Genomic DNA, 20121 nt, shown 5'->3' on the forward strand with positions numbered 1-20121 from the left:
AAGGAGACAAAATGTATATCGATCCAATTGCTGTTCAATATCCGGAAAATTTGAGAGATGATCATTATGTCATTGCAACGTATTACTGTGCGACCGGCCGCAACACCAATGCGTTAAAATTCGGGGCGGCCATGGCGGTCGAACAAAGCTGCGGCACCTGGCTGAAGGTTCCCGGCGAAACGGAAGAAGTGCGGGATCGGGCGATGGCGCGCATCATCGGCGTTTATGAGGCGCCGGCTTATCAATGCGGGATTCCGGAAGACGTGACGGAGCGGCATTTCATTTTAAGAGTGGCATTCCCGGCGACCAACTTCGGGCCCTCGTTTGCCATGATGCTTTCGACGGTGATTGGGAATATTTCCAGTTCCGGCAAAGTTAAGCTGCTGGATTTGGAATTCCCGAAAACGTTCTTGGGCCAATTCAAGGGGCCGAAATTCGGCGTTCAGGGCATTCGCGATCTCTTAGGCGTTCAAGATCGGCCGCTGCTCAACAATATGATTAAGCCTTGCATCGGCCTGAGTCCGAAGGAAACAGCCAAACTGGCGTATGAAGCGGCAGTCGGCGGCGTCGACATCATCAAAGACGACGAACTGTGCGCCAATCCGGATTTTTGCCCGCTGGAAGACCGCGTGCAGGCAGTGATGGAAGCCATCACCAAAGCGGATCAGAAAAAAGGGGAAAAGACGTTGTACGCCTTTAACATTACCGACCGGACGGAAAAATTGATCGATAATGCGCTGACAGCGATTAAAAACGGCGCCAATTGCCTGCTGGTTAATTATAATACCGTCGGTCTTGACGCGACGAGAATGCTGGCCGAGGACGATCGCATCAACGTGCCGATTTTAGGACACTCGGATTATACCGGTGCGGTTTATGAATCGCCATGGTCCGGCATGAGTGCCAATCTGATCGGCGCAGTGTTGCCGCGAATTGCCGGAACCGATATGATTATCGCGCTTACGCCTTATGGCAAGTTCCCGATGCAGATGGATACCTTTATCTCGGTCGGCTACAAGATGCTGCAGCCCCTCGGCCATATCAAGCCCGTCTTCCCGATGCCGGGCGGCGGCACCACCCAAGGTCATCTGGAAGATATGATTAAAAAGTTCGGCAACGATGTGATGATTGCGGCCGGCGGCGCTATTCATGGCCACCCGATGGGACCGGCAGCCGGTGCCAGAGCTTTCCGTCAGGGCATCGATGAGGTGATGAACGGTATCGCCTTGAAGGATGCCGCTGAAAAACCGGAAAATAAAGAATTGAAGGCGGCGATTGATGCTTGGGGAATTTATGAGGAAGCCAAAGGCGGGATCTTTGATCTGAAAGGATAAAGATCAAATCGAGTGCATCTGACATTTTAAGCTAAAAGATCGAGCGCAGTCCAACGGGGGCTGCGCTTGATTTTTTGCGTTGTAAATTAAGGGCGATGCATTATAATAAAGTAAATAGAATCAGATGGGGGAGTGTTTTATGAAAAGCGAAGTGTATAACCAATCGACTTGTCTGGTTAATGAGGTGGCCTACCGATATTATTACGAAGGGGAAGCGGTGGCATGCATTGCTCAAAAAATCAACATTTCGCAGTCAACCGTATCGCGATTGTTAAAGCGCGCAGAAAAAGAACAGATCATCACCTTTCAAATGGCACAGCCGTCGCTGGAATGCATCCAACTCGCGCGGACCATTCAGCAAAAATACCAATTAATGGACGTGTTGGTGTCGCCGATCGATACGGAGAAAGGCCAGGTGCCGGATTTAGCCGCGGTTAAAAAACAAGTGGCTTTGGAGGGTGCGCGTTATTTGCAGCGGATGATCACAGACGAGGATATTGTCGGTTTGGCTTGGGGCGGAACGATGTATCATTTGATCCAATATCTGAATCCCTGCCGGCGCAAGGGAGCCAAGATTGTGACCTTGCATGGCAGCATTGCGGACTGTGATCCCAAATTGGCGGTGCAGACGCTGGTTAAACGGGCGGCAATGGCCTTTGACGGGCAGAATATTTCGATTAAGCGCAGCGGATTGTTAACCCGGGAAGAAATGGATATCCTTCGAAAAACAGATCATTATCGGAAAATTCAGGATATTTTTGGCCGCATCACGATTTCTGTCAGCGGTGTTGGCTCTTTTTATCCGGAAGTGCGTTCGCTTTTGGCGACCACCCAATATCTGAAAGAAGGCGAATTGCAAACACTGATTCAAAATCAGGCTTATTGTGACATTTTGCTGCGCTTTATTAATTACAGCGGGCGCGAATGCGATACGGATTTAAAAGACCGGACGTATTCGATCTCTTTGGATGCTTACCGACGGATCCCGACGAAAATTGTGGTTGCTTCAGGGACAGAAAAAGTGACTTCAATTCAGGCACTGCTTAATGGTCAGTTGGTTGATGTGTTAATCATTGATCAATTTTTGGCCAAGGGACTGCTGAATCAGTTCGTCGCATGAGCATAGGAAGAAAAAACAGGTGTTTCCATTTGGAAACACCTGTTTTTTTGTCATGGGTTTGACCATTTGACCATTAATTGCGGTATTTTTCCTGATAATCCTTAACGGCATTGAAAGCCTGTCCGGAAAGACCGTGATAAACCTGATGCCACGCCTGATAAGCATCCTCATAACGCTGAGTCGTGTCGGAATTGGGTTCATAGTGTCTGGTGACTTTGACCATATGGTCGGCGGCTTCATTAAAGTCGCGATAAACGCCGGCACCGACGGCTGCGACCATGGCACATCCCAATGCGGTGGCTTCTTCTTCGGCAACGGTTTCGCAGGGGCGGTTGTAAATATCCGCCTGCATCTGACACCAATAATCGGAACGGGCGATACCGCCGGAAAGCCGGACCGTCTGATAGTCCGGCACATTGCCGGCCACCATGGCGTCAAGCATATCCCGGGCGTCAAAGCAAATTCCTTCCATCACAGCGCGAACGATATCGGCACGGGTGTGGGCAAAGGTCATGCCGGTGAGCGTGCCGCGGGCATTGGCTTCATAATGCGGGGTATTGGCGCCCTGCAGATAAGGCAGGAAAAAGAGGCCGTTGGAGCCGGGCAACGATTTTCGGGCTTCGTGGGTGAGAAAATCATAAACGCTCATACCGATGGTTTGGGCGGCCATATCTTCGGATTTGCAGATTTCGGTGCGGAACCATTTGAACGCGGACCCGGCGGCGTTGGCCTGACCTTCCATCACGTAGCCGCCGTCCGGCGTGCCGAGCACATAACATTTGCGGTTGGGATCGCGCAGAAACTGCATGGATTTGCCGGCGGCGATACCGGCGGTGCCGCCGCAATAATAACCGATGCCTTCTGGAATGCAGCCGTTGGCCAGACAGCCGATCTGCTGATCGCCGGTACCCATGACCAGAGGCGTGCCCACGGCCAGTCCGGTTTTCTCGGCCACGTCGGCGGAAACCTCGCCGATGATTTCACCGCAGCGTTTTAAAGGGGCGAGCTTGCTTTTATCCACATCAAAAGCGTCACAGAGCTTGTCACTGTACTGAAAATCCTGTCCGTTGAGCTGCAGCCAGGGCGTATCGTCGATATCGTCGTAATAATCTTCGGCGCCGAAGGCTTTGGTCATCAGCCCCATCATGGTGTGAATGCGGACGGCGTTGCCGTAGGCCTCGGGCAGGTGTTTTTTGACCCACTGCAGTTTGGTGGACGGGTTCACGCCGCCGAGGGGCATGCCGCAAAGATCGTAAAGATCGTCGGTGGTCATGCCGTGATCGGCGAGCATGCGCTCCATGGCCGGCATCATCTCTGCACCGCGAAGATCCTGCCAGATGATAATCGGCGTGGTGAAGCCGCCGTTCTTATCGCGGGTGACCATGGTGCAGCGGAACATATCAAAGCTGACCGCCGCGATTTCCTTTGGATCGACGCCGCTGCTCGCGACAGCCTCTTTGCAGGTGTCATAAAGGGTTTGAATCATCGAAGGGCCGTCGCATTCAACGCGGCCGACACCGGGATAGATCAGCGGGTTCAGTTTTTGACCATAGCCCATGGCTTCGCCTTCAAAATTAAATACGACGGTTTTGGTGCTGGTGGTGCCCATGTCGACACCGACAACATATCTTTTTTCAGCCATTTTTGTTCTCCTTTGTCTCTGGGTGACTTGAATGCGCTGGACCGTGCCGATGCTATATGGCGGCGATATCTTTGGTAGCGACGATATCGACCGAGGTGTGTGCGATGTTTGGCAGAATGATTTGACCTTCGCGAATCGGAGCGCTCACACAAATAGGCTGCAGGGACGCCATGCAGGCGCGAATTTTTTCCTTGGGGATTTCGCCGGCGGTTTTCACAGAGACCACCGGCAGCTCGCCGCCCAGCACGCGAACCGTGCTCGTCACGATGCGCATCGGATGAATGACTTCCGTGCGGGCATAGGCTTCGCCCCGGGGGCAGGTGTTGCCGTGAACGGCGGTAACGATGCCGCCTTCGATCGTGGCCGTGACCGGACAGCCCAGGGGGCAGCTGATGCAGGTAACGGTTTTTTCTGTCGTTGTCATCGTGAACCTCCTGATGCTTTTTCGATGGCAATGCGAATGGCCTTCAGATCTTTCGGGAGCCCATCCGCCTTGATCTGGATCTGTTCCATCTCGCCGGGGGCCATGATGCGTTTCTTGCGCCGCCGGACGCACGCATCGTCAAAATACAGGCAGACGGCGCGATCTTGATAAACATCGCGCACACGGAAACGAATGGTCAGGTGATCCTGGACGCGGGAAGGATCGATGTGCATGGGCACGGTGTAAGTGAGGCCTTCGCCGGGGACGACCTCAACCTTGGGCCCGCCGGGGCGAAGCCGGCCGGCGGCAAAGGCTGCAGCGTGGCGGCCGGCGCCAGCCGCTTCTTCTGAAACGTAATCCACCAAATCGTGAACGTGAAGCACGTTGCCGCAGGCAAAGACGCCGGGGACGCTGGTTTCAAAACTTTCGTCCACCACGGGACCGTGGTTGCCGGCACCCATGGTGACGCCGATTTTTTCCGAAAGTTCGTTTTCGGGAATGAGCCCGCAGGAGAGCAGGAGCGTGTCGCAGGCGTAGTTGATTTCTGTGCCCGGGATGGGTTTGAGGCGTTCGTCCACCTGTGCCAGGGTGACGCCTTCCACCCGTTCGCGCCCGCGGATATCGATGACGATGTGGCTGAGCTTGAGGGGGATGTCGTAGTCATCCAGGCATTGAACGATGTTGCGCTTGAGGCCGCCGGAAAAGGGCATAAGCTCAGCGACAACCTGCACATCAGCGCCTTCGAGGGTCAGGCGTCTGGCCATGATGAGCCCGATGTCGCCGGACCCGAGGATGACCACTTTGCGGCCGGGCATCAGCCCCTCCATGTTCACCAGACGCTGAGCTGTGCCGGCGGTATAAATGCCTGCCGGGCGATAGCCCGGGATATTGAGGGCCCCGCGCGGCCGTTCCCGGCAGCCCATGGCCAAAATCACCGCGCCGGCATCGACGGTAAACAGGCCGTCCGTCCGATTCATGCAGGTGACCTGTCGGCCGGCGCTGATGTCGACGACCATCGTGTTCAGCAGGACCTCGATTCCCGGCTCATCGGCGATGCGGTCTTCAAAACGCTTGGCATATTCCGGCCCGGTGAGCTCTTCCTTGAAGGTGTGGAGCCCAAAGCCGTTGTGGATGCATTGATTGAGGATGCCGCCGAGACGCTCATCCCTTTCGACGATGAGAATATCCTTGGCGCCGGCCTGCCAGGCGGCGTCTGCAGCGGCGAGTCCGGCGGGTCCGCCGCCAATAATCACAATCTGTTTTGCCTTCATTTTATGCCTCCGCAAATGTTTTGGTGTGTCCGACGAGCATCTGGGAACGGCCGCCCTTTTTGGTGATGGCTGTGATGGGAATGACCCACTCCTGGGCCAGCAGTGCCATCGTTTTCGGGGTGCAGAACCCGGCCTGGCAGCGGCCCATGCCGGCGCGGGTGCGGCGTTTGACGGCATCCATTGAACGGGCGCCCAGCGGCCTGTGGATGGCTTCTTTAATCTGCCCTTCTGTGATCATCTCGCAGCGGCAGACGATCTGACCAAAGGATGGATCCTCGGCAATTTTAGCGCGCTTCTCCGTATCGCTTAATGCACCGAAGTCTGTGACGCCCTTTCGGGTGGCGATGAAGTTTTCCTTCGCGCTCAGCTGCATGCGTTCCCGGATCATTTCGGCCAACATCACGCCGATGGCGGGAGAACTGGTGAGTCCCGGCGATTCAATGCCGGCGGCATCAAAGAAAAACGGTGCGTCGGGCGCCTCTTCGACAATAAATTCGTGATGATCTTCGTGGGCGCGCAGGCCGGCAAAGGAGGTGATAATTTTATTAAGCGGCAGATCCAGCTTACACAGATGAGCGGTTTCGGCCTTTTCGACCAAAAGATCCAGAATATCCGGGGTGGTGTTGACGCTTTCTTTGTCGTCAACGTCGTTGGCCGTCGGCCCGACATAAAGATTGCCGTCGATGGTTGGCGCCGTCAGGATGCCCTTGCCCATTTTGCCGGGCAGCGGGAAAACAGAAGCTGTGAAGACGTGCCCGAGGGCCTTATCGAACAGCAGATATTCCCCTTTGCGCGCGGTGATATGGATTTTTTTCTGACTGACCATGTTGTGAAAGACATCGGCATAAACCCCGGCTGCGTTGACGATAGCCTTGGTTTCGATAGGCCCCTGGGTGGTTTCCAAATGGTAACCATCCGCCGTCGGCGTGATCTTTGTGACTTCGGTTTCGAATCGGAAGTCGACACCGTTGACATTGGCGTTTTCGCCCATGGCAATGGCGAGCCCAAAGGGACTGATGACACCGCCGGTGGGTGCATAAAGGGCAGCCACGGTTTTATCGGTCAGATTGGGTTCCATGGCGAGAACATCATCCCGTTCGAGGATGCGTACGTCGGGCACGCCGTTTTGATGCGCCTGATCCAGCAGCACATCCAGATGATCGCGCTCTGTCGGGTCCGTGCAAACTACCAGGGCGCCGTTTTGTTTAACGGGAAAATCGAGTTCCTCGGATCTTTGCCACATGAGCCGATTGCCTTCGACGTTGAGCTTGGCCATCAGGGTGCCGGGCTTGGCATCGAATCCGGAGTGAATAACACCGCTGTTGGCCTTGGATGTGCCGGAGGCGACATCATCCCCTTTTTCGAGAACACAGATTTTTGCATGGTATCGGGATAATTCTCTGGCGATACAGCAGCCGGTGACACCGGCACCGATGATAACGATATCCAGCATGATACACACCTCCCTTATATAAAGTCTTCTTAATTGATATTGTAATCGTAGACGCTTTTAGTTGAAATATCGAAAGATTTTTCAATAGTTTGTTCGGATGAATAGGAGCATTAAAGCAGGATCCAACGGTTTTGGAAAGTATATTCGGTCGATTTTTAGGCCGCTATTGGCGATGGCTGAATGGGCGGAATTCATTAATATTGCTTACCGGTGATTTTGTGGAGGGTGTATCAGGAAATGACAGTTTAAGTTGCAATAACTTAAAAGAATAATAAATAAATTTAAACTTAATAAGCTACGAAAATTAAGGTTGAGAAGATGTAAAAGGATTACAATATAAATAAAATAAACTTATACTTCATTGCGAAGGGAGGGTAGAATAAGATTTTGGCAATTTGATGAGAGACAATGGGGAGGATCAAATGAAACTGCAGAAAATTTCTTACGATATCGTCGATGGCATTGCGGTTATTGCGATGAATTACGCTGAAAACATCAATGCCATTGATGAGGAAATGGCGGATGAATTGATTTTTTCGTTGGACCAGGCAGAAAAGGATGCCGCTGTTAAAGTGATCGTTTTAAAGGGATTGCCAAAGGCTTTTTCCGCTGGCGGCGACATCGATTATTTTTATAAACTGATAGAAGCGGGAGATTCCGTCAATATTGATGATTTAAACGTTAAAGTCGATCAGATTGCCGTGGCGATCAAAAAATCCAGTAAAATGATGATTGCCTCGGTCAGCGGCGCTGCGGCCGGCGCCGGCGCCAGTTTGGCGCTTGCCGCTGATTTTATTGTGTGCGCAGACAACGCTAAATTTATCATGGCTTTTGTCAATCTCGGATTGGTGCCGGATACGGGCGGCGCGTATCTGCTGGCCAGACAATTGGGTGAAAAACGTGCGATGGAGCTTTGTGCAACCGGCCGGCCTTTATCGGCTGAAGAAGCCAAAGAGCTGGGGATTGTCTACAAGGTTGTCCCGAAGGAAGCCCTGGATACAGAAACGATGGCATTAGCCCATCAATTGACAAAGGGGCCGCTGCTGTCCTATAAAAACATTAAGCGTGAAATTTACGCGGCAAGTTTTAACGACTATCAACGTTTTCTGGAAGAAGCAGAAGTACCGGCGCAGCATGAATGTGCGGCTTCGGCTGATTTTAAAGAAGGCGTTCGGGCCTTCATAGAAAAACGGAAAGCTCAGTTTAAGGGGGAAGCGCCAGCGCCGGACAATTGGAAAGCTGCTTACGACGCTAAGTTCATGGATGTCAAAGACGCGGCCGGTTTTATTGAAAGCGGTGATGTATTGTGGGTTGGCGCTTTCTGCAACAACCCGATTCAAATGTTGGATGCCCTGGCGGACCGCAAAGATGAATTAGAAAATGTTGAAGTCATCAATTGCCTGGCCTGCCAGCCGCACCGCTATATGTCCGGAGAATTTAAAGGCCATCTGAACGGGCACTCCTTCTTCTTTGGCCCGGTGGAACGGAAAATGTTTAAAGAGGGCAATACGGCGGTTAACTCTGTTCATTTCTCCCAGTCCGGACCGGCCATGCGCGATGAGTATCACGTTAACACGCTTTTTGTCGAAGTGTCCGAGCCGGATGAAGACGGCAATATGTATTATGGGCCTATCGGCGTGGCCTGGGATGGCATGGTGGCGGAATACGCGACGAAAAAAATTGTTCAGATCAATAAGTATCAAGGGAAAGTCCGTGGCAAGAATAGTTATATCAACGTCAGGAATGTGGACGCCATTTGCCGCTGCGACCATCCGCTGGCCGAACTCAAACAGCCGCCGGTTACCGAGATCGATGAAAAAATCGCGTCTTATATTGTCCCATATATCAAAGACGGTTGCACACTGCAGGTTGGGCTGGGCGGCATTGCAAATGCAATCGCTTATTCGCTGGTCGATCGCAAACATATTGGCGTCCACACGGAAATGCTGACAGATTCCATGGCGTATCTTTATAAAAAAGGGGTTATCGACGGCGACCGTGTGCTCGGCGGTTTCGGTCTGGGGTCTAATGAGGTTTACGATTGGTGCAAATCCGGGGTGCCGGAATTGGGCGACATCAGCTATGTCAACATTCCTTCGGTGGCCGGGGCAAAGGATAACTTTGTCTCTATCAATTCCTGTTTGATGGTTGATCTGACAGGACAAGTGGGATCAGAATCCATCGGACACAAACAATTTTCGTGTACCGGCGGGCAGCTCGATTATGTGTTGGCAGCCTCGATTTCCAAAGGTGGACAAAGCTTCCTGTGCTTGAAATCGATCAATGAAAAGAAAGACGGCACCGTGAGCTCGACGATCAGTCTCACATTGCCCCCGGGACAGGCCGTGACGACGCCGCGTTCTTGCGTGATGTATGTGGTGACGGAATATGGTGTGGCCGATTTGTACAACAAACCCATTAAAGAGCGGGCCAAAGCATTGATCGCGATTGCACACCCGGATTTCAGAGAACAATTGACGAAGGAGGCAAAAGCGGCTGGTTTGATTCCGGAAGATGAATAAAACAAAACAGGCGGCGTTACCATTGGTAACGCCGCCTGTTTTTGTCATCCCAGCAGCGTTTCGCCAAACTGATCGAGCAGATCGTTGACTTCAAGGGCATTCAGGTGATTTCTGACAGCAAAAATCAAAATGGCATCCCGACGGTTTTTGGGATAAAGTACGCCGGCCTGGGCGATTTCAAGGCCGCGCTGCGTCGCGGTCAGGTCAAGCCGGGCCGCAAGACAAAGCGCGATGATTTTGTCCCGGCCGGGCCGGCGCCGCCCGTTCACCAATTGGTAAAAGTAGGTGCGCTCAATGCCGCTGCGCGCGATCAGCGTGCGGGGACTCAGCGCGCGCACAGCCGGCAGTGCGGTGTAATAATCGGCAAAGGAGCCGTGCCCTTCGGCCAGATCGTCCAGATAGGTCTCGAGGGTATCGGTGTGCTGGGCCGACTTTAAAATATCGAGCAGTTCTGCGGTGGGTTTGAATAAAGGCGGTTTGGACATGGGCATCTCCTGGTGCTACAATAAAAAGCATTCAGACGGCTGCGCGGCGAAGAAGCGGCTGAAAAAAGAAAACGGGGGATTGCGATGGACAGGCGAACGCGCTGCGAACAATCTTTTTACAAACCATTATATCATTTTGAGGCGACGGGGCAAACGCTGCTCATCGACGAGACAACCGACGAGCTTTTGCTGCAAAAGCAGCTTCGGATCTATAACGAGGCCGTCTATGCCTATTTAAAGCGCCATCCGCATCCGAATCTGGCCCGGGTCAAAAGCTATTGGCGGGAGGATGACGGCAGCCTGACCGTGATTGAAGCCTATGCGGCCGGCCGCAGCCTGGCCGATTGCCTGCCGGCGCTGGATCCGCAGACGAAGGCGCGGGTGCTTGCAGATGTCTGTGCCGGACTTATTTTTTTGCACAAGGCCAGCCCGGCCATTGTGCACCGGGATGTGAAACCGGCGAATATCATCGTGACGCCGGAAGGGCGGGCCGTGCTGGTGGATTACGATGCGGCCAAGCAGGTGCGCGCCGGCGAAGCGCGGGACACGGTGCTGCTGGGCACCGAGGGGGTGGCGGCGCTGGAGCAATACGGCTTTGGGGCATCGGACATGCGCACCGATGTGTTCGGCGTGGGGATGCTGATCCGCGTCCTCTTTCCCGAAAGGCGCAGCTGGCAGAAAATTGCCGCCAAGGCCACGCAGATGGACCCGAAGGACCGTTATCCGGATGTGGCGGCCCTGCAGGCGGCGATTCGGCGGCGGCGATGGCGGCGGTCGCTGCCGCGGCCGGCGGTTACGCCGATGAAGCTGGCGGCAGCCCTGCCCTATTATGCGTCGGGCATTGCCGTGGCCTGCGTGTCGACCTTTGACAACGTCCACACGGCCGGACATTTGTGGTTTAACCGCGTCGGGCTGATGGTCGCGCTGCTCGTGATGCTCGAGGCGATTTTTGCCTGGCTGCCGGTAACCCGGCGGCTGCCCTGGCGCAGCAGTGCGGTTTGGTGGCGGCGGCTTCTCGCCGTTTTGGGCTACGGCGCGGCGGCGCTGTTCATCTGCCTTGTGGGGCTGGTGCTTTTGGAAGCGATCATTTTTTAATCTGTGCGTAGCCGGCGAACCAAAATCCGCCGATAGCCGAGGGATAAAAATAAGGCAAGGTAAAAAATGGACAAGATGGCTCGCCGTTAGGATCGCGGCAGCGGTGATGGCGCTCGGGGTGACGGGATGCGGCAGCGGTTTCGGCGATACTTTCGCAGCATTGACTATCCCGAGCTGGCGGTCGGCGCGTCTGGCGAGGGCGTGATCACCTTTAAAGTGGATGTGGCCGTTCACTGAGGCGGCCTGGGATTGCCGAAAGACAAAGCAGCGGCTAAGACCGCTGTTTTTTGTTTGCGTGCAGCGGCGGTCGGCCGCCGTTTTTGATTTTGTGTGCAGCGAGCACACCAAAAGCCGACCGCCGCCTTATATCCTTTTAAATAAAGCCGGATATGAAAAAATCTTAAAAAACACTTGAATATATATATAATGGAAGTAACCTATTACATTCGGGAGGAGAAAATGGCAACAGTTAAGGATGTTTTGGAGAGAGCCGAAGAGTATGCGGCATCGGGGCAGGATGAAAAGGCCAGGCGGTTTTATCAGGCGGTGATCGATCGCATGCCGGGGACCAAAGAAGCGCTTGATGCTCAAAAACGTTTGGATGTCATGGCCAAAAGCGCGGCCGTCACATTCGATTTGGAGGATCTGGACGGGGCGCCGCCTCAAACGCAGGCGCCGCGGCCGGGGGCTTCGGCCGGCGCGCAGCCGGCGGGCAAGGTCAAAACCTGCAGGGCCTGCGGTCAGGCGATTCCGAAAAGCGCCAAGGTGTGCCCCCTATTGCGGTGCCAAACAAAAGGGCAAGACCCTGTGGATTGTTCTCGGGGCGGTGGCGCTGTTTCTCGTGATCGTCGTCGCGGCGGCCGGCGGCGGTTCGGACTCGCCTTCTAAAAAAAGCAGCGCGAAGAGCGGCGCGTCAAAAAGCACGGCATCGGAGAGCAGCCAGACGCAGTCGGCATCAAAAGCGCAGGAAAAGCCCGTTGCCACACTGGATAAATACAATCGGATCCAAAACAACATGAGCTATGCCCAGGTGAAGGCGATCATGGGCTTTGACGGCACCGAACAGGCTTCGGCCAATGCATCGGCGGTGGGGGTGACGGTCAACGACAAAATATATAATTGGGAAGGGGAATATCCCGGGGCGAGCATGTCCGTGACCTTCCAAAACGACAAAGTGGTTTCAAAGGCACAGGCCGGATTAAAATAGCAAAGGAAAGGTGATTTTATGAAAATTTGGAAATTAGTATCGGGAATTTTATCGATTGTGTTGGTTTTATTCGTTTTGTTTCAGTCCTGCGCCGCGGGGCTGGGCAATGCGCTGGAGGCGAACGGCGAAGTCGGCGGCTCGGCCGGCGTGCTCCTGGCCATTTTGATGTTGGCCGGGGGCATTGTGTCCATCGCGACGCGGAGCAGCGTTAAAAAAGGCGGCAGCATCGCGCTGATCGTGCTCTTCGGCATCGCGGCGTTGACCGGGTTTGCGGGGGCCGGCAGCTACGGCGATCTTTATATCTGGGCCGGCTGGTGCGCGCTTTGCGCCGTGCTGGCCATCGTCGCTCTGATCAAAAATCGCGCGGCTCAGTAATGCATCATTAAAAGCAACCACGTCGGGCAGACAGCCCGACTTTTTGATTGCATTAAAGTTTAAGAAAGGGTGATATAATTAAAATCAAATACGCATGAGGAGGTTCATGATGAATTTTTCAGATTTGGCAACAAAACGTTATTCCTGCCGGAAGCTGACCGACACACCGATTCCGGCAGAACAGGTCGAAGTGCTGCTCGCCGCGGCGACGGCCGCACCGACGGCTAAAAACAACCAGCCCTATCGCATCTGGGTGATGCAGAGCGAAGCGGCCCGGGCCCAAATTCACGAAGTGACGAAGTGCACGTTTGGCGCCGGTCTGTTCTTTGTGGTGGGGGGCAAGCCGTCGGACGCCTGGACAAAAGAAGACGGTTTTAACTTTGCGCAGGTGGACGCGACCATTGTGGCCACCCATTTGATGCTGGCGGTGGCCGATGCCGGCCTGGGCACGACCTGGGTGGGCAATTTTGATGCGCCCAAACTCAAGGCGCTGTGCCCGGAGATGGCGGATTATGAATTGGTGGCCATCTTTCCGGTGGGTGTCCCTGCGGCAGGCGCGGCTCCGGCCTCGCGTCACAGCGAGCGCAAAGCCCGGGAAGCGGTGGTTAAAACTTTGTAAGCGAAGACCACCGAAAGCGGAGGCTGCCGAGGCTCAAAAGGAGGCGAAAACGCCATGAAATACTATATTGCCAGTTGTGTCTTTACCGAAAAGCACCCGGCACTCAGCGACAAGATTCAGGCCTATGCAAGACGCCGGGGCATGTTGACGGTGCGCTGCTGTGTGCCGGGGTATAAAGTTCACGAATTTGAAACGCGCATGCACCCGGCTTATCGCGGGAATTGGCAGGCGCTGCCGCACTGCGCCGATTTTGGGCCGGGGGATGCGGTTTATTCCATCTGTCACAATTGCCTGAACATCATCGAAGAGACCAAGTCGGCAGTGGGCGTGTTTTCAATTTGGGAAGCCATTGCGGCCGATCCTGATTTTGATTTCCCGGATTTTCATGGCAGGCCGGCGGTGCTGCAGGATTGTTGGCGCTCCCGCAAACGCCCGGCCGAGCAGGAAGCCATCCGCAGCATTTTAGGCAAGATGCATGTGCGGTGGACAGAGGCGCCGAAGGCCCGGGAGCAGACGGATTTTTGCGGCAATTCCCTTTACCGGCCGCAGCCGCCCCGCAATCCGAGATTGGCACCCGCACACTATGCCCGGGATATTGCCGGAAAATTTGAGGCTCATAGCCCGGAGGAGCAGCGGGCCATCATGCAGGATTACTGCAAAGTTTTTGGAAACGCGAAGGTCGTCTGCTATTGCCACTATTGCTTCGAGGGTCTGCAAAACGGCGGGGCCGACGGGGTTCATCTGGCTCAGTGGCTGTTTTGAGGCTTGTCCATTAAAAAAGAACGTCTCGCGGGAGGCGTTCTTTTTTGCGTCATAAGAAGGCTCAATCGCGGGTCAGCAGGTGGATAATCATCACTGCGGTGAAGGCGGCGCAGGTCAGCGCAGTGGTCGTGACGATGGTTGCGGTCGAAATCTCCAGTTCAAGGTGAGAGCTTTCCTGTTTGGCCTGATCGTCGGCGTGGATATTCAAATGCATAGACGTCTCCTTTCGGTTGGATGGTTATGCTTGGAAGCGGTATTGGGGCAAAGGGGAGGAATGATAAAAAACGTCTCGCGGGGAGACGTTTCAATGCTTTAATAAGCTTCGACAAAAAGTTCGAAATAAGACCGGGGGTGCTTGCAGGCGGGACAGGTTTCCGGGGCTTCCGGCCCTTCAAAAATGTAGCCGCAGTTGCCGCACTTCCATTTGATGTCGTCGCCCTCGCGCTTAAAGACCCTGCCGGTCTTCAGGTTGTCGGCCAGTTTTTTGTAGCGGGTCTCGTGGGCGAGTTCGGCCACCGAGATGCGGATAAAGCTTTCGGCGATATCGTCGAAGCCCTCTTTTTTGGCGACGGCGGCAAAGGTCGGGTAGAGTTCGGACCATTCTTCCCTTTCGCCGGCTGCGGCATTCATCAGATTGTCATAGGTCGAGGCGGACATGGCCACCGGAAATTCAGCGTCCACCGGAACGGTGAGCGCTTCGCCGCCGGTCAGTTCGCTTTCGGCGATGTATTTGTAAAACACTTCGCCGTGTTCTTTTTCGTTGGCGGCGGTTTCCAAGAAGATGTTCTGGATCTGGACGAAGCCTTCCTTTTTCGCTTTAGACGCCCAGAAGGTATAGCGGTTGCGCGCCTGCGATTCGCCGACATAAGCCTGCATTAAATTTTTCAGGGTTTGGGTTCCCTTGAGTCTTCCCATGTGTGGACCTCCTTCTTTTTGTGCATCATGGTTACGGAATGATGCCTTTATTATAACACGATTTGCCGGCGGCGGCGGATAAAATCTTGTTCAAAGGATTTAGAAAAGCCGATGAAACGGAACGCGGCGTGAAACTTTCTGAAATGACAATTTGTCGCTTGCAATTTTTTTGAAAAATGTTACAATACAGCGTAAACTATCAAAAGCAGAGAAGGAGACGGAACTTTCATCCGCGCTTTTTAGAGAGGCTGTCCTCGCGGTGCAAGACGGCTAAAGCGCAGAAGGCTCGGATCACTCCGGAGCTGATCGCCTGAACGCATTGCGAATGGGACAGGGCGATTCGGGAAGCCGTTAATCTTTTAAATGAAGCGGGTGTTTAAGCACCAATGCGGGTGGCACCGCGGTAAGGCAATCGTCATTATCGTCCCTTTGTGCGATCTCTTTGGATCGGCAGAGGGGCTTTTTTATTTTGACAGCGCGCAGGACGCGCGATCATTACAGTCGTTAGAGGAGGCATTATGACACGAGCATTTTCGGATTTATCCAAGGAACCGGTGAAGGCGGTGGAAACCGCGATTGCTGCGAGATGGGAATCCATGGATATTTTGAACAGAACCATCGACGCCCACGCGGACGACGAGAATTTCGTTTTTTTTGAAGGGCCGCCGACGGCCAACGGCAAGCCGGGCATTCACCATGTGCTGGCGCGAACCCTGAAGGATTCGGTCTGCAAATATCAGACCATGCGCGGTCACCGCGTGCTGCGCAAGGCCGGCTGGGACACTCACGGTCTGCCGGTGGAGATCGAAGTGGAAAAGCAGCTCGGCATCCACAGCAAGCCGGAAATCGAGGATTACGGCATTGCGGCTTTCAACAAAAAATGCCGGGAATCCGTTTTTACCTATGAAGCTCAGTGGCGCGAACTCACCCGCCGCATGGGTTATTTTATCGATCTCGATCATCCCTATATCACCCTCGACAACGACTATATCGAATCGGAATGGTGGATCCTCAACAAGTTTTTTGAAGAAGGCTATATTTACGAGGGGCACAAGATCCTGCCCTATTGTCCGCGCTGCGGCACGGGGCTGGCCTCCCACGAAGTGGCTCAGGGCTACCAGATGATCAAAACCAACACGGTCACCGTGGCTTTCAAGCGCAAGGATGCTGACGAATACTTTCTCGTCTGGACGACAACTCCCTGGACACTGGCGGCAAATGTGGCCCTTTGCGTCAATCCGGAAGCGGATTATGTGCGGGTGAACAGCCGGGGCACGGTGTTTTATTGCGCGGCGGTGCTGGCCGATAAGCTCCTCGGAGAGGATTACGAGGTGTTAGCCACGATGAAGGGCCGTGACTTGGAATATCTCGAATACGAGCCGCTGATGCCCTTTGTGAAGCCGACGCGCGGCGAGGCTTATTTTGTGACCTGCGCCGATTATGTCACCACCGACGACGGCACGGGCATCGTCCACATCGCGCCGGCCTTCGGGGAAGACGACTATCAGGTCGGCCGCCGCTACCACCTGCCGGTGCTCCAGCCCGTGGGCCTCGACGGCAAATACACGGCGACGCCGTGGAAGGGGCATTTTGTTATGGAAGAGGGCCTGGATGTCGAGATCATCAAATGGCTGAAGGATCAGGGGGTGCTCTTCAAAAAGGAAAAGGTCAAACACAACTACCCCCATTGCTGGCGCTGCAAAACGCCGCTGGTGTATTATGCGAAGCCCAGCTGGTATATCGAAATCACCAAGCTCAAGGACAAGCTGATCGAAAACAACAACGGCGTGAACTGGTTCCCGCCCTTTGTCGGGGAAAAACGCTTCGGCAACTGGCTGGAAAACCTCAACGACTGGGCCCTCTCCCGCAGCCGTTATTGGGGCACGCCGCTGCCGATCTGGCGCTGTGACGATCCGGACTGCGGCCACACCACCTCCGTGGGCAGCCGCCGGGAGCTGGCCGAACGCGCCGTCGAAACGATTGACGAGTCCATTGAGCTGCACCGCCCCTATGTGGACGAGGTGCATCTGACCTGCCCGGAATGCGGCGGGCGGATGAGCCGCGTGCCGGATGTCGTCGATGTGTGGTTTGACTCCGGCTCCATGCCCTTTGCCCAGCAGCACTATCCCTTTGAAAACAAAGACGCCTGGGCCGATCAGTTCCCGGCGGATTTCATCTGCGAAGGCATCGACCAGACCCGCGGCTGGTTTTATTCGCTGCTCGCCATCTCGACCTTCATCACCGGGAAGTCGCCCTACCACAACGTGCTGGTCAACGATTTGGTGCTCGACGCCGAGGGCCAGAAGATGTCCAAGAGCAAGGGCAACACGGTTAATCCCTTTGCGCTTTTCGATCAATACGGCGCCGACGCCCTGCGCTGGTATCTGATGTATGTCAGTCCGGCCTGGACGCCCACCCGCTTCGACGAAGAGGGGCTGAAGGAGGTGCGCTCCAAGTTCTTCAATACCTTCAAGAATACCTACGCGTTTTTCGCGCTATACGCCAACACCGACGGCATCGACGCCGACGCCCTGGCCGGCGACGCCTTTGCGGTGCCGGTGGCCGACCGCCCGGTGATTGACCGCTGGATTCTCAGCAAATACCATCGTCTGGTGCGGGATGTGACGGCCGCGATGGATGCCTACAACCACAATACCGTGGTGCACCTGATTCAGAACTTCGTGAACGAGGATCTCTCCAATTGGTACATTCGCCGCAACCGCCGCCGCTTCTGGGCGTCGGCAATGAACGCGGACAAGAAAGCCGTCTACCGCACGACGTTTGAGGTGCTCGAAGGGCTGTGCCGGCTCTGCGCGCCCTTTGCGCCCTTTATCACCGAAGAGATGTACCGGGATCTCACCGGAGCGGAATCAGTGCACCTCGCGGCCTATCCCGTGGCGGATGACGCCCTCATCGACGCCGATGTGGAAGCGCCGATGGATCTGGTGCGGGATTTGGTCTCCCTCGGCCGCTCGGCCCGGGAAGACGGCGGCATCAAAGTGCGCCAGCCTTTGTCCAAGGTCATTGTCGACGGCAAATACCAGGCGGTTCTCGGCGATCTGACGGATCTGCTCAAGGAAGAGCTGAACATCAAGACAGTCGACTTCGAGGATGATCTCGGCAAATTCATCACCTACACCGTCAAGCCCAACTTTAAGGTGGCCGGCCCCATCCTCGGGCCCAAGGTCAAGCTTCTCGGCAAGGTCATGGCCGCGGCGGACGCGGCGGCGCTGGTGGCGGCGACGGCAGCCGGCGAAGCCTACGCGGTGCGCGTCGGCGACGACACGATTGACGTCACGCCGGAAATGGTGGATGTGCGCATCGCGGCCAAGGACGGCTTCGATGTGCAGACCGACGGCGGGCACTTCGTGATTCTCGACATGGCGCTTACGCCGGCGCTCATCGCCGAGGGCATCGCCCGGGAATGTATTTCCAAGGTGCAGCAGATGCGCAAGACCTGCGATTTTAACGTGGCAGATCACATCGCGATCACCTACACGGCGGACGCGGAGGTCGCCGCGGCCCTCGAAACCCATGAGGCATTCATTAAAAAGGAAACGCTGGCAGAACATCTGACGGCCGGTGTCGGCGAAGAGACCTTCGACCTCAACGGCCATGACGTGAAGCTGTCGGTTATGCGGGTGTAAAATCAAAAGCGCATCCATCCCAAAAGACCCGAACGTTCGCGCTCGGGTCTTTTTTGTGCGGCGGCCGTGACCGCGGAAGGATAATTTTCTTGCGAAACCCGCGGGGATTCGCTATAGTGAGGTTAAAATAAGAAGCGAAGGAGGAGAAGGATGCCAACGACCGTTTATCTCGTGCGTCACGGCACGACGGATTATAATGTGGCCTGCCGGTGGCAGGGCGTGATCGACGCCCCGCTTAACGCCCTGGGCGAAAAGCAGGGCGCCCTGCTGACGGATTATTTTAAAGCGATTCCCATTGATGTCGGGGCAACCAGCCCGCTTATCCGGGCGCGAAAAACGCTGACCTATGTGCTGGCCGGTCAGGATCATGACGTGCCGGTGGAAGTGGTGCCGGGGCTTCGGGAGATCGATTTCGGCATCGTCGAGGGGCGGCGCATGCAGGAGGTGAACGTCTTCTTTCCGGCGTTTGCAGCGGCGGCCAAAAATGCGCCCGGCAGGCTGCAGTCCCCCGGCGGCGAAAGCGGCGCCCAGGTGTACCGCCGGGTGCGGAACGCGGTGCTTAGCATTGTGCGGCGCCACCTTGGCAAGACCATCGCCATTGCCTCCCACGGCTTTGCCATTCAGACCTGGCTCAACTATGCAGCCGGCGTCCCGGCGGAGGCCATGCGGGAATGGGTGCTCGCCAATGTGGCGGTCTCAAAATTTACTTTTGACGAGGACTTAAACGTCACGGTTGATTATGTGGGGGATGCGCACCATCTCGTGCCGGCATTGCAGTACAGCTTCGATTGGGAAGATCTGACCAAAATGCGGCCGCTGATGATCACGGGAAACGGCGGAGCCAAGGATGCCCGGGCCCGGGCTTTCTGCCGGGACCGCGAGGTGCTTTCCCGGGATGCGGCGGCGGATCCGCTGCGCCGGGAGGAAAGCCTCGCGCTGCTGGAACGGGCCGGTGCGCGCTATCGCCGGCTGCTCAATACGAAGGCAGCGGCCTATCGCGCGGCGGGCCTTAAAACGCGCATCGCGGGCCTCTCCCTTCGGGCCCTGGCGAGCGCGATGACGGCGGCGCCGTCATTGGTCAAAACGCCGATGCTCGTATGGCCGGATCACCTTATTGCGGGCTTTCATGCAGATGATTGGCAGCGGGAATTTGCAGAGTTGACCGGTTAGGCGGCCAATTTAAGCAAGAAAAAAGCGATTCTCCGATGAGGGTGAATCGCTTTTTTGATGTGCTCAAGGCTTTTGGAGGC

Annotated in this window: 18 protein-coding genes; 11 read left to right on the plus strand and 7 right to left on the minus strand. The window is 55.2% G+C overall.

Annotation, left to right across the window (positions count from 1 at the left end):
- The first annotated feature begins 11 nt into the window (after window positions 1-11).
- On the plus strand, window positions 12-1334 hold the full coding sequence (locus tag HMPREF0721_RS09920) for a RuBisCO large subunit C-terminal-like domain-containing protein (protein WP_006599629.1): 1323 nt from the start codon (window positions 12-14) through the stop codon (window positions 1332-1334).
- Between the two features lie 139 nt (window positions 1335-1473).
- The gene (locus HMPREF0721_RS09925; protein WP_040640052.1) at window positions 1474-2454 is read left to right on the plus strand and encodes a sugar-binding transcriptional regulator; all 981 of its coding nucleotides are present in this window, start codon (window positions 1474-1476) and stop codon (window positions 2452-2454) included.
- A 73-nt stretch (window positions 2455-2527) separates the two neighbouring features.
- On the opposite strand, the gene HMPREF0721_RS09930 is transcribed toward HMPREF0721_RS09925, so the two are convergent.
- The 4 genes from HMPREF0721_RS09930 to HMPREF0721_RS09945 are packed head-to-tail and all read right to left on the minus strand — an operon-like array spanning window position 2528 to window position 7244.
- Window positions 2528-4096 carry an FGGY-family carbohydrate kinase gene (locus HMPREF0721_RS09930; protein ID WP_006599631.1) on the minus strand — a complete coding sequence of 523 codons (1569 nt, stop codon included), beginning with the start codon at window positions 4094-4096 and terminating at the stop codon, window positions 2528-2530.
- A gap of 52 nt (window positions 4097-4148) precedes the next feature.
- A complete protein-coding gene (locus HMPREF0721_RS09935) occupies window positions 4149-4520 on the minus strand; it encodes a DUF1667 domain-containing protein (RefSeq protein ID WP_006599632.1) in 372 nt (123 codons plus the stop codon).
- The gene (locus HMPREF0721_RS09940; RefSeq protein WP_006599633.1) at window positions 4517-5791 is read right to left on the minus strand and encodes an NAD(P)/FAD-dependent oxidoreductase; all 1275 of its coding nucleotides are present in this window, start codon (window positions 5789-5791) and stop codon (window positions 4517-4519) included. Before HMPREF0721_RS09940 ends, HMPREF0721_RS09935 begins: the two co-directional genes overlap by 4 nt.
- 1 nt (window position 5792) lies before the next feature.
- Window positions 5793-7244 (minus strand): NAD(P)/FAD-dependent oxidoreductase, encoded by a 1452-nt coding sequence (locus HMPREF0721_RS09945; protein ID WP_006599634.1) that lies wholly within the window; start codon window positions 7242-7244, stop codon window positions 5793-5795.
- 422 nt (window positions 7245-7666) lie between these two features.
- Between HMPREF0721_RS09945 and HMPREF0721_RS11600 the strand changes: the two genes are divergently transcribed.
- Window positions 7667-9766: an enoyl-CoA hydratase-related protein gene (locus HMPREF0721_RS11600; RefSeq protein WP_083798171.1), complete on the plus strand. Its 2100-nt coding sequence runs from the start codon at window positions 7667-7669 to the stop codon at window positions 9764-9766.
- A 44-nt stretch (window positions 9767-9810) separates the two neighbouring features.
- Here HMPREF0721_RS11600 and HMPREF0721_RS09955 read toward each other — a convergent pair whose 3' ends face one another.
- Window positions 9811-10251 (minus strand): hypothetical protein, encoded by a 441-nt coding sequence (locus HMPREF0721_RS09955; RefSeq protein ID WP_040640053.1) that lies wholly within the window; start codon window positions 10249-10251, stop codon window positions 9811-9813.
- Between the two features lie 84 nt (window positions 10252-10335).
- Between HMPREF0721_RS09955 and HMPREF0721_RS09960 the strand changes: the two genes are divergently transcribed.
- From HMPREF0721_RS09960 to HMPREF0721_RS09990, 6 genes are all read left to right on the plus strand, one after another.
- Window positions 10336-11346 (plus strand): protein kinase domain-containing protein, encoded by a 1011-nt coding sequence (locus HMPREF0721_RS09960; protein WP_006599637.1) that lies wholly within the window; start codon window positions 10336-10338, stop codon window positions 11344-11346.
- 459 nt (window positions 11347-11805) lie between these two features.
- The gene (locus tag HMPREF0721_RS09970) at window positions 11806-12234 is read left to right on the plus strand and encodes a tetratricopeptide repeat protein (protein ID WP_040640055.1); all 429 of its coding nucleotides are present in this window, start codon (window positions 11806-11808) and stop codon (window positions 12232-12234) included.
- Complete coding sequence (locus HMPREF0721_RS09975) at window positions 12188-12553, plus strand: hypothetical protein (RefSeq protein WP_006599640.1); 366 nt, start codon at window positions 12188-12190, stop codon at window positions 12551-12553. The genes HMPREF0721_RS09970 and HMPREF0721_RS09975 overlap by 47 nt, the downstream gene beginning before the upstream one ends.
- 18 nt (window positions 12554-12571) lie before the next feature.
- Window positions 12572-12928, plus strand: coding sequence for a hypothetical protein (locus HMPREF0721_RS09980; RefSeq protein WP_006599641.1), 357 nt, complete (start codon window positions 12572-12574; stop codon window positions 12926-12928).
- A gap of 109 nt (window positions 12929-13037) precedes the next feature.
- The gene (locus HMPREF0721_RS09985; protein ID WP_040640056.1) at window positions 13038-13547 is read left to right on the plus strand and encodes a nitroreductase family protein; all 510 of its coding nucleotides are present in this window, start codon (window positions 13038-13040) and stop codon (window positions 13545-13547) included.
- A 54-nt stretch (window positions 13548-13601) separates the two neighbouring features.
- Window positions 13602-14309 carry a hypothetical protein gene (locus HMPREF0721_RS09990; RefSeq protein ID WP_006599643.1) on the plus strand — a complete coding sequence of 236 codons (708 nt, stop codon included), beginning with the start codon at window positions 13602-13604 and terminating at the stop codon, window positions 14307-14309.
- Window positions 14310-14370: 61 nt separating this feature from the next.
- Here HMPREF0721_RS09990 and HMPREF0721_RS11940 read toward each other — a convergent pair whose 3' ends face one another.
- Window positions 14371-14523, minus strand: coding sequence for a hypothetical protein (locus tag HMPREF0721_RS11940; protein WP_006599644.1), 153 nt, complete (start codon window positions 14521-14523; stop codon window positions 14371-14373).
- A gap of 98 nt (window positions 14524-14621) precedes the next feature.
- A complete protein-coding gene (gene rbr, locus HMPREF0721_RS09995; RefSeq protein WP_006599645.1) occupies window positions 14622-15224 on the minus strand; it encodes a rubrerythrin in 603 nt (200 codons plus the stop codon).
- A gap of 518 nt (window positions 15225-15742) precedes the next feature.
- Between rbr and ileS the strand changes: the two genes are divergently transcribed.
- Both ileS and HMPREF0721_RS10005 read left to right on the plus strand, forming a co-directional pair.
- Window positions 15743-18871: an isoleucine--tRNA ligase gene (ileS, locus tag HMPREF0721_RS10000; RefSeq protein ID WP_006599648.1), complete on the plus strand. Its 3129-nt coding sequence runs from the start codon at window positions 15743-15745 to the stop codon at window positions 18869-18871.
- A gap of 150 nt (window positions 18872-19021) precedes the next feature.
- Window positions 19022-20041 carry a histidine phosphatase family protein gene (locus HMPREF0721_RS10005; RefSeq protein WP_006599649.1) on the plus strand — a complete coding sequence of 340 codons (1020 nt, stop codon included), beginning with the start codon at window positions 19022-19024 and terminating at the stop codon, window positions 20039-20041.
- The last annotated feature ends 80 nt before the right edge of the window (window positions 20042-20121 follow it).

Source organism: Pseudoramibacter alactolyticus ATCC 23263, from assembly GCF_000185505.1.
In the GTDB taxonomy this organism is placed as follows: Bacteria; Bacillota; Clostridia; order Eubacteriales; family Eubacteriaceae; genus Pseudoramibacter; species Pseudoramibacter alactolyticus.

What these genes read in the sequence shown, in the direction of transcription:
- HMPREF0721_RS09920 (WP_006599629.1), top strand. Translation starts at nt 12, where the DNA reads ATGTATATCGATCCAATTGCTGTTCAATATCCGGAAAATTTGAGAGAT.
- HMPREF0721_RS09925 (WP_040640052.1), top strand. Translation starts at nt 1,474, where the DNA reads ATGAAAAGCGAAGTGTATAACCAATCGACTTGTCTGGTTAATGAGGTG.
- HMPREF0721_RS09930 (WP_006599631.1), bottom strand. Translation starts at nt 4,096, where the DNA reads ATGGCTGAAAAAAGATATGTTGTCGGTGTCGACATGGGCACCACCAGC.
- HMPREF0721_RS09935 (WP_006599632.1), bottom strand. Translation starts at nt 4,520, where the DNA reads ATGACAACGACAGAAAAAACCGTTACCTGCATCAGCTGCCCCCTGGGC.
- HMPREF0721_RS09940 (WP_006599633.1), bottom strand. Translation starts at nt 5,791, where the DNA reads ATGAAGGCAAAACAGATTGTGATTATTGGCGGCGGACCCGCCGGACTC.
- HMPREF0721_RS09945 (WP_006599634.1), bottom strand. Translation starts at nt 7,244, where the DNA reads ATGCTGGATATCGTTATCATCGGTGCCGGTGTCACCGGCTGCTGTATC.
- HMPREF0721_RS11600 (WP_083798171.1), top strand. Translation starts at nt 7,667, where the DNA reads ATGAAACTGCAGAAAATTTCTTACGATATCGTCGATGGCATTGCGGTT.
- HMPREF0721_RS09955 (WP_040640053.1), bottom strand. Translation starts at nt 10,251, where the DNA reads ATGTCCAAACCGCCTTTATTCAAACCCACCGCAGAACTGCTCGATATT.
- HMPREF0721_RS09960 (WP_006599637.1), top strand. Translation starts at nt 10,336, where the DNA reads ATGGACAGGCGAACGCGCTGCGAACAATCTTTTTACAAACCATTATAT.
- HMPREF0721_RS09970 (WP_040640055.1), top strand. Translation starts at nt 11,806, where the DNA reads ATGGCAACAGTTAAGGATGTTTTGGAGAGAGCCGAAGAGTATGCGGCA.
- HMPREF0721_RS09980 (WP_006599641.1), top strand. Translation starts at nt 12,572, where the DNA reads ATGAAAATTTGGAAATTAGTATCGGGAATTTTATCGATTGTGTTGGTT.
- HMPREF0721_RS09985 (WP_040640056.1), top strand. Translation starts at nt 13,038, where the DNA reads ATGAATTTTTCAGATTTGGCAACAAAACGTTATTCCTGCCGGAAGCTG.
- HMPREF0721_RS09990 (WP_006599643.1), top strand. Translation starts at nt 13,602, where the DNA reads ATGAAATACTATATTGCCAGTTGTGTCTTTACCGAAAAGCACCCGGCA.
- HMPREF0721_RS11940 (WP_006599644.1), bottom strand. Translation starts at nt 14,523, where the DNA reads ATGCATTTGAATATCCACGCCGACGATCAGGCCAAACAGGAAAGCTCT.
- rbr (WP_006599645.1), bottom strand. Translation starts at nt 15,224, where the DNA reads ATGGGAAGACTCAAGGGAACCCAAACCCTGAAAAATTTAATGCAGGCT.
- ileS (WP_006599648.1), top strand. Translation starts at nt 15,743, where the DNA reads ATGACACGAGCATTTTCGGATTTATCCAAGGAACCGGTGAAGGCGGTG.
- HMPREF0721_RS10005 (WP_006599649.1), top strand. Translation starts at nt 19,022, where the DNA reads ATGCCAACGACCGTTTATCTCGTGCGTCACGGCACGACGGATTATAAT.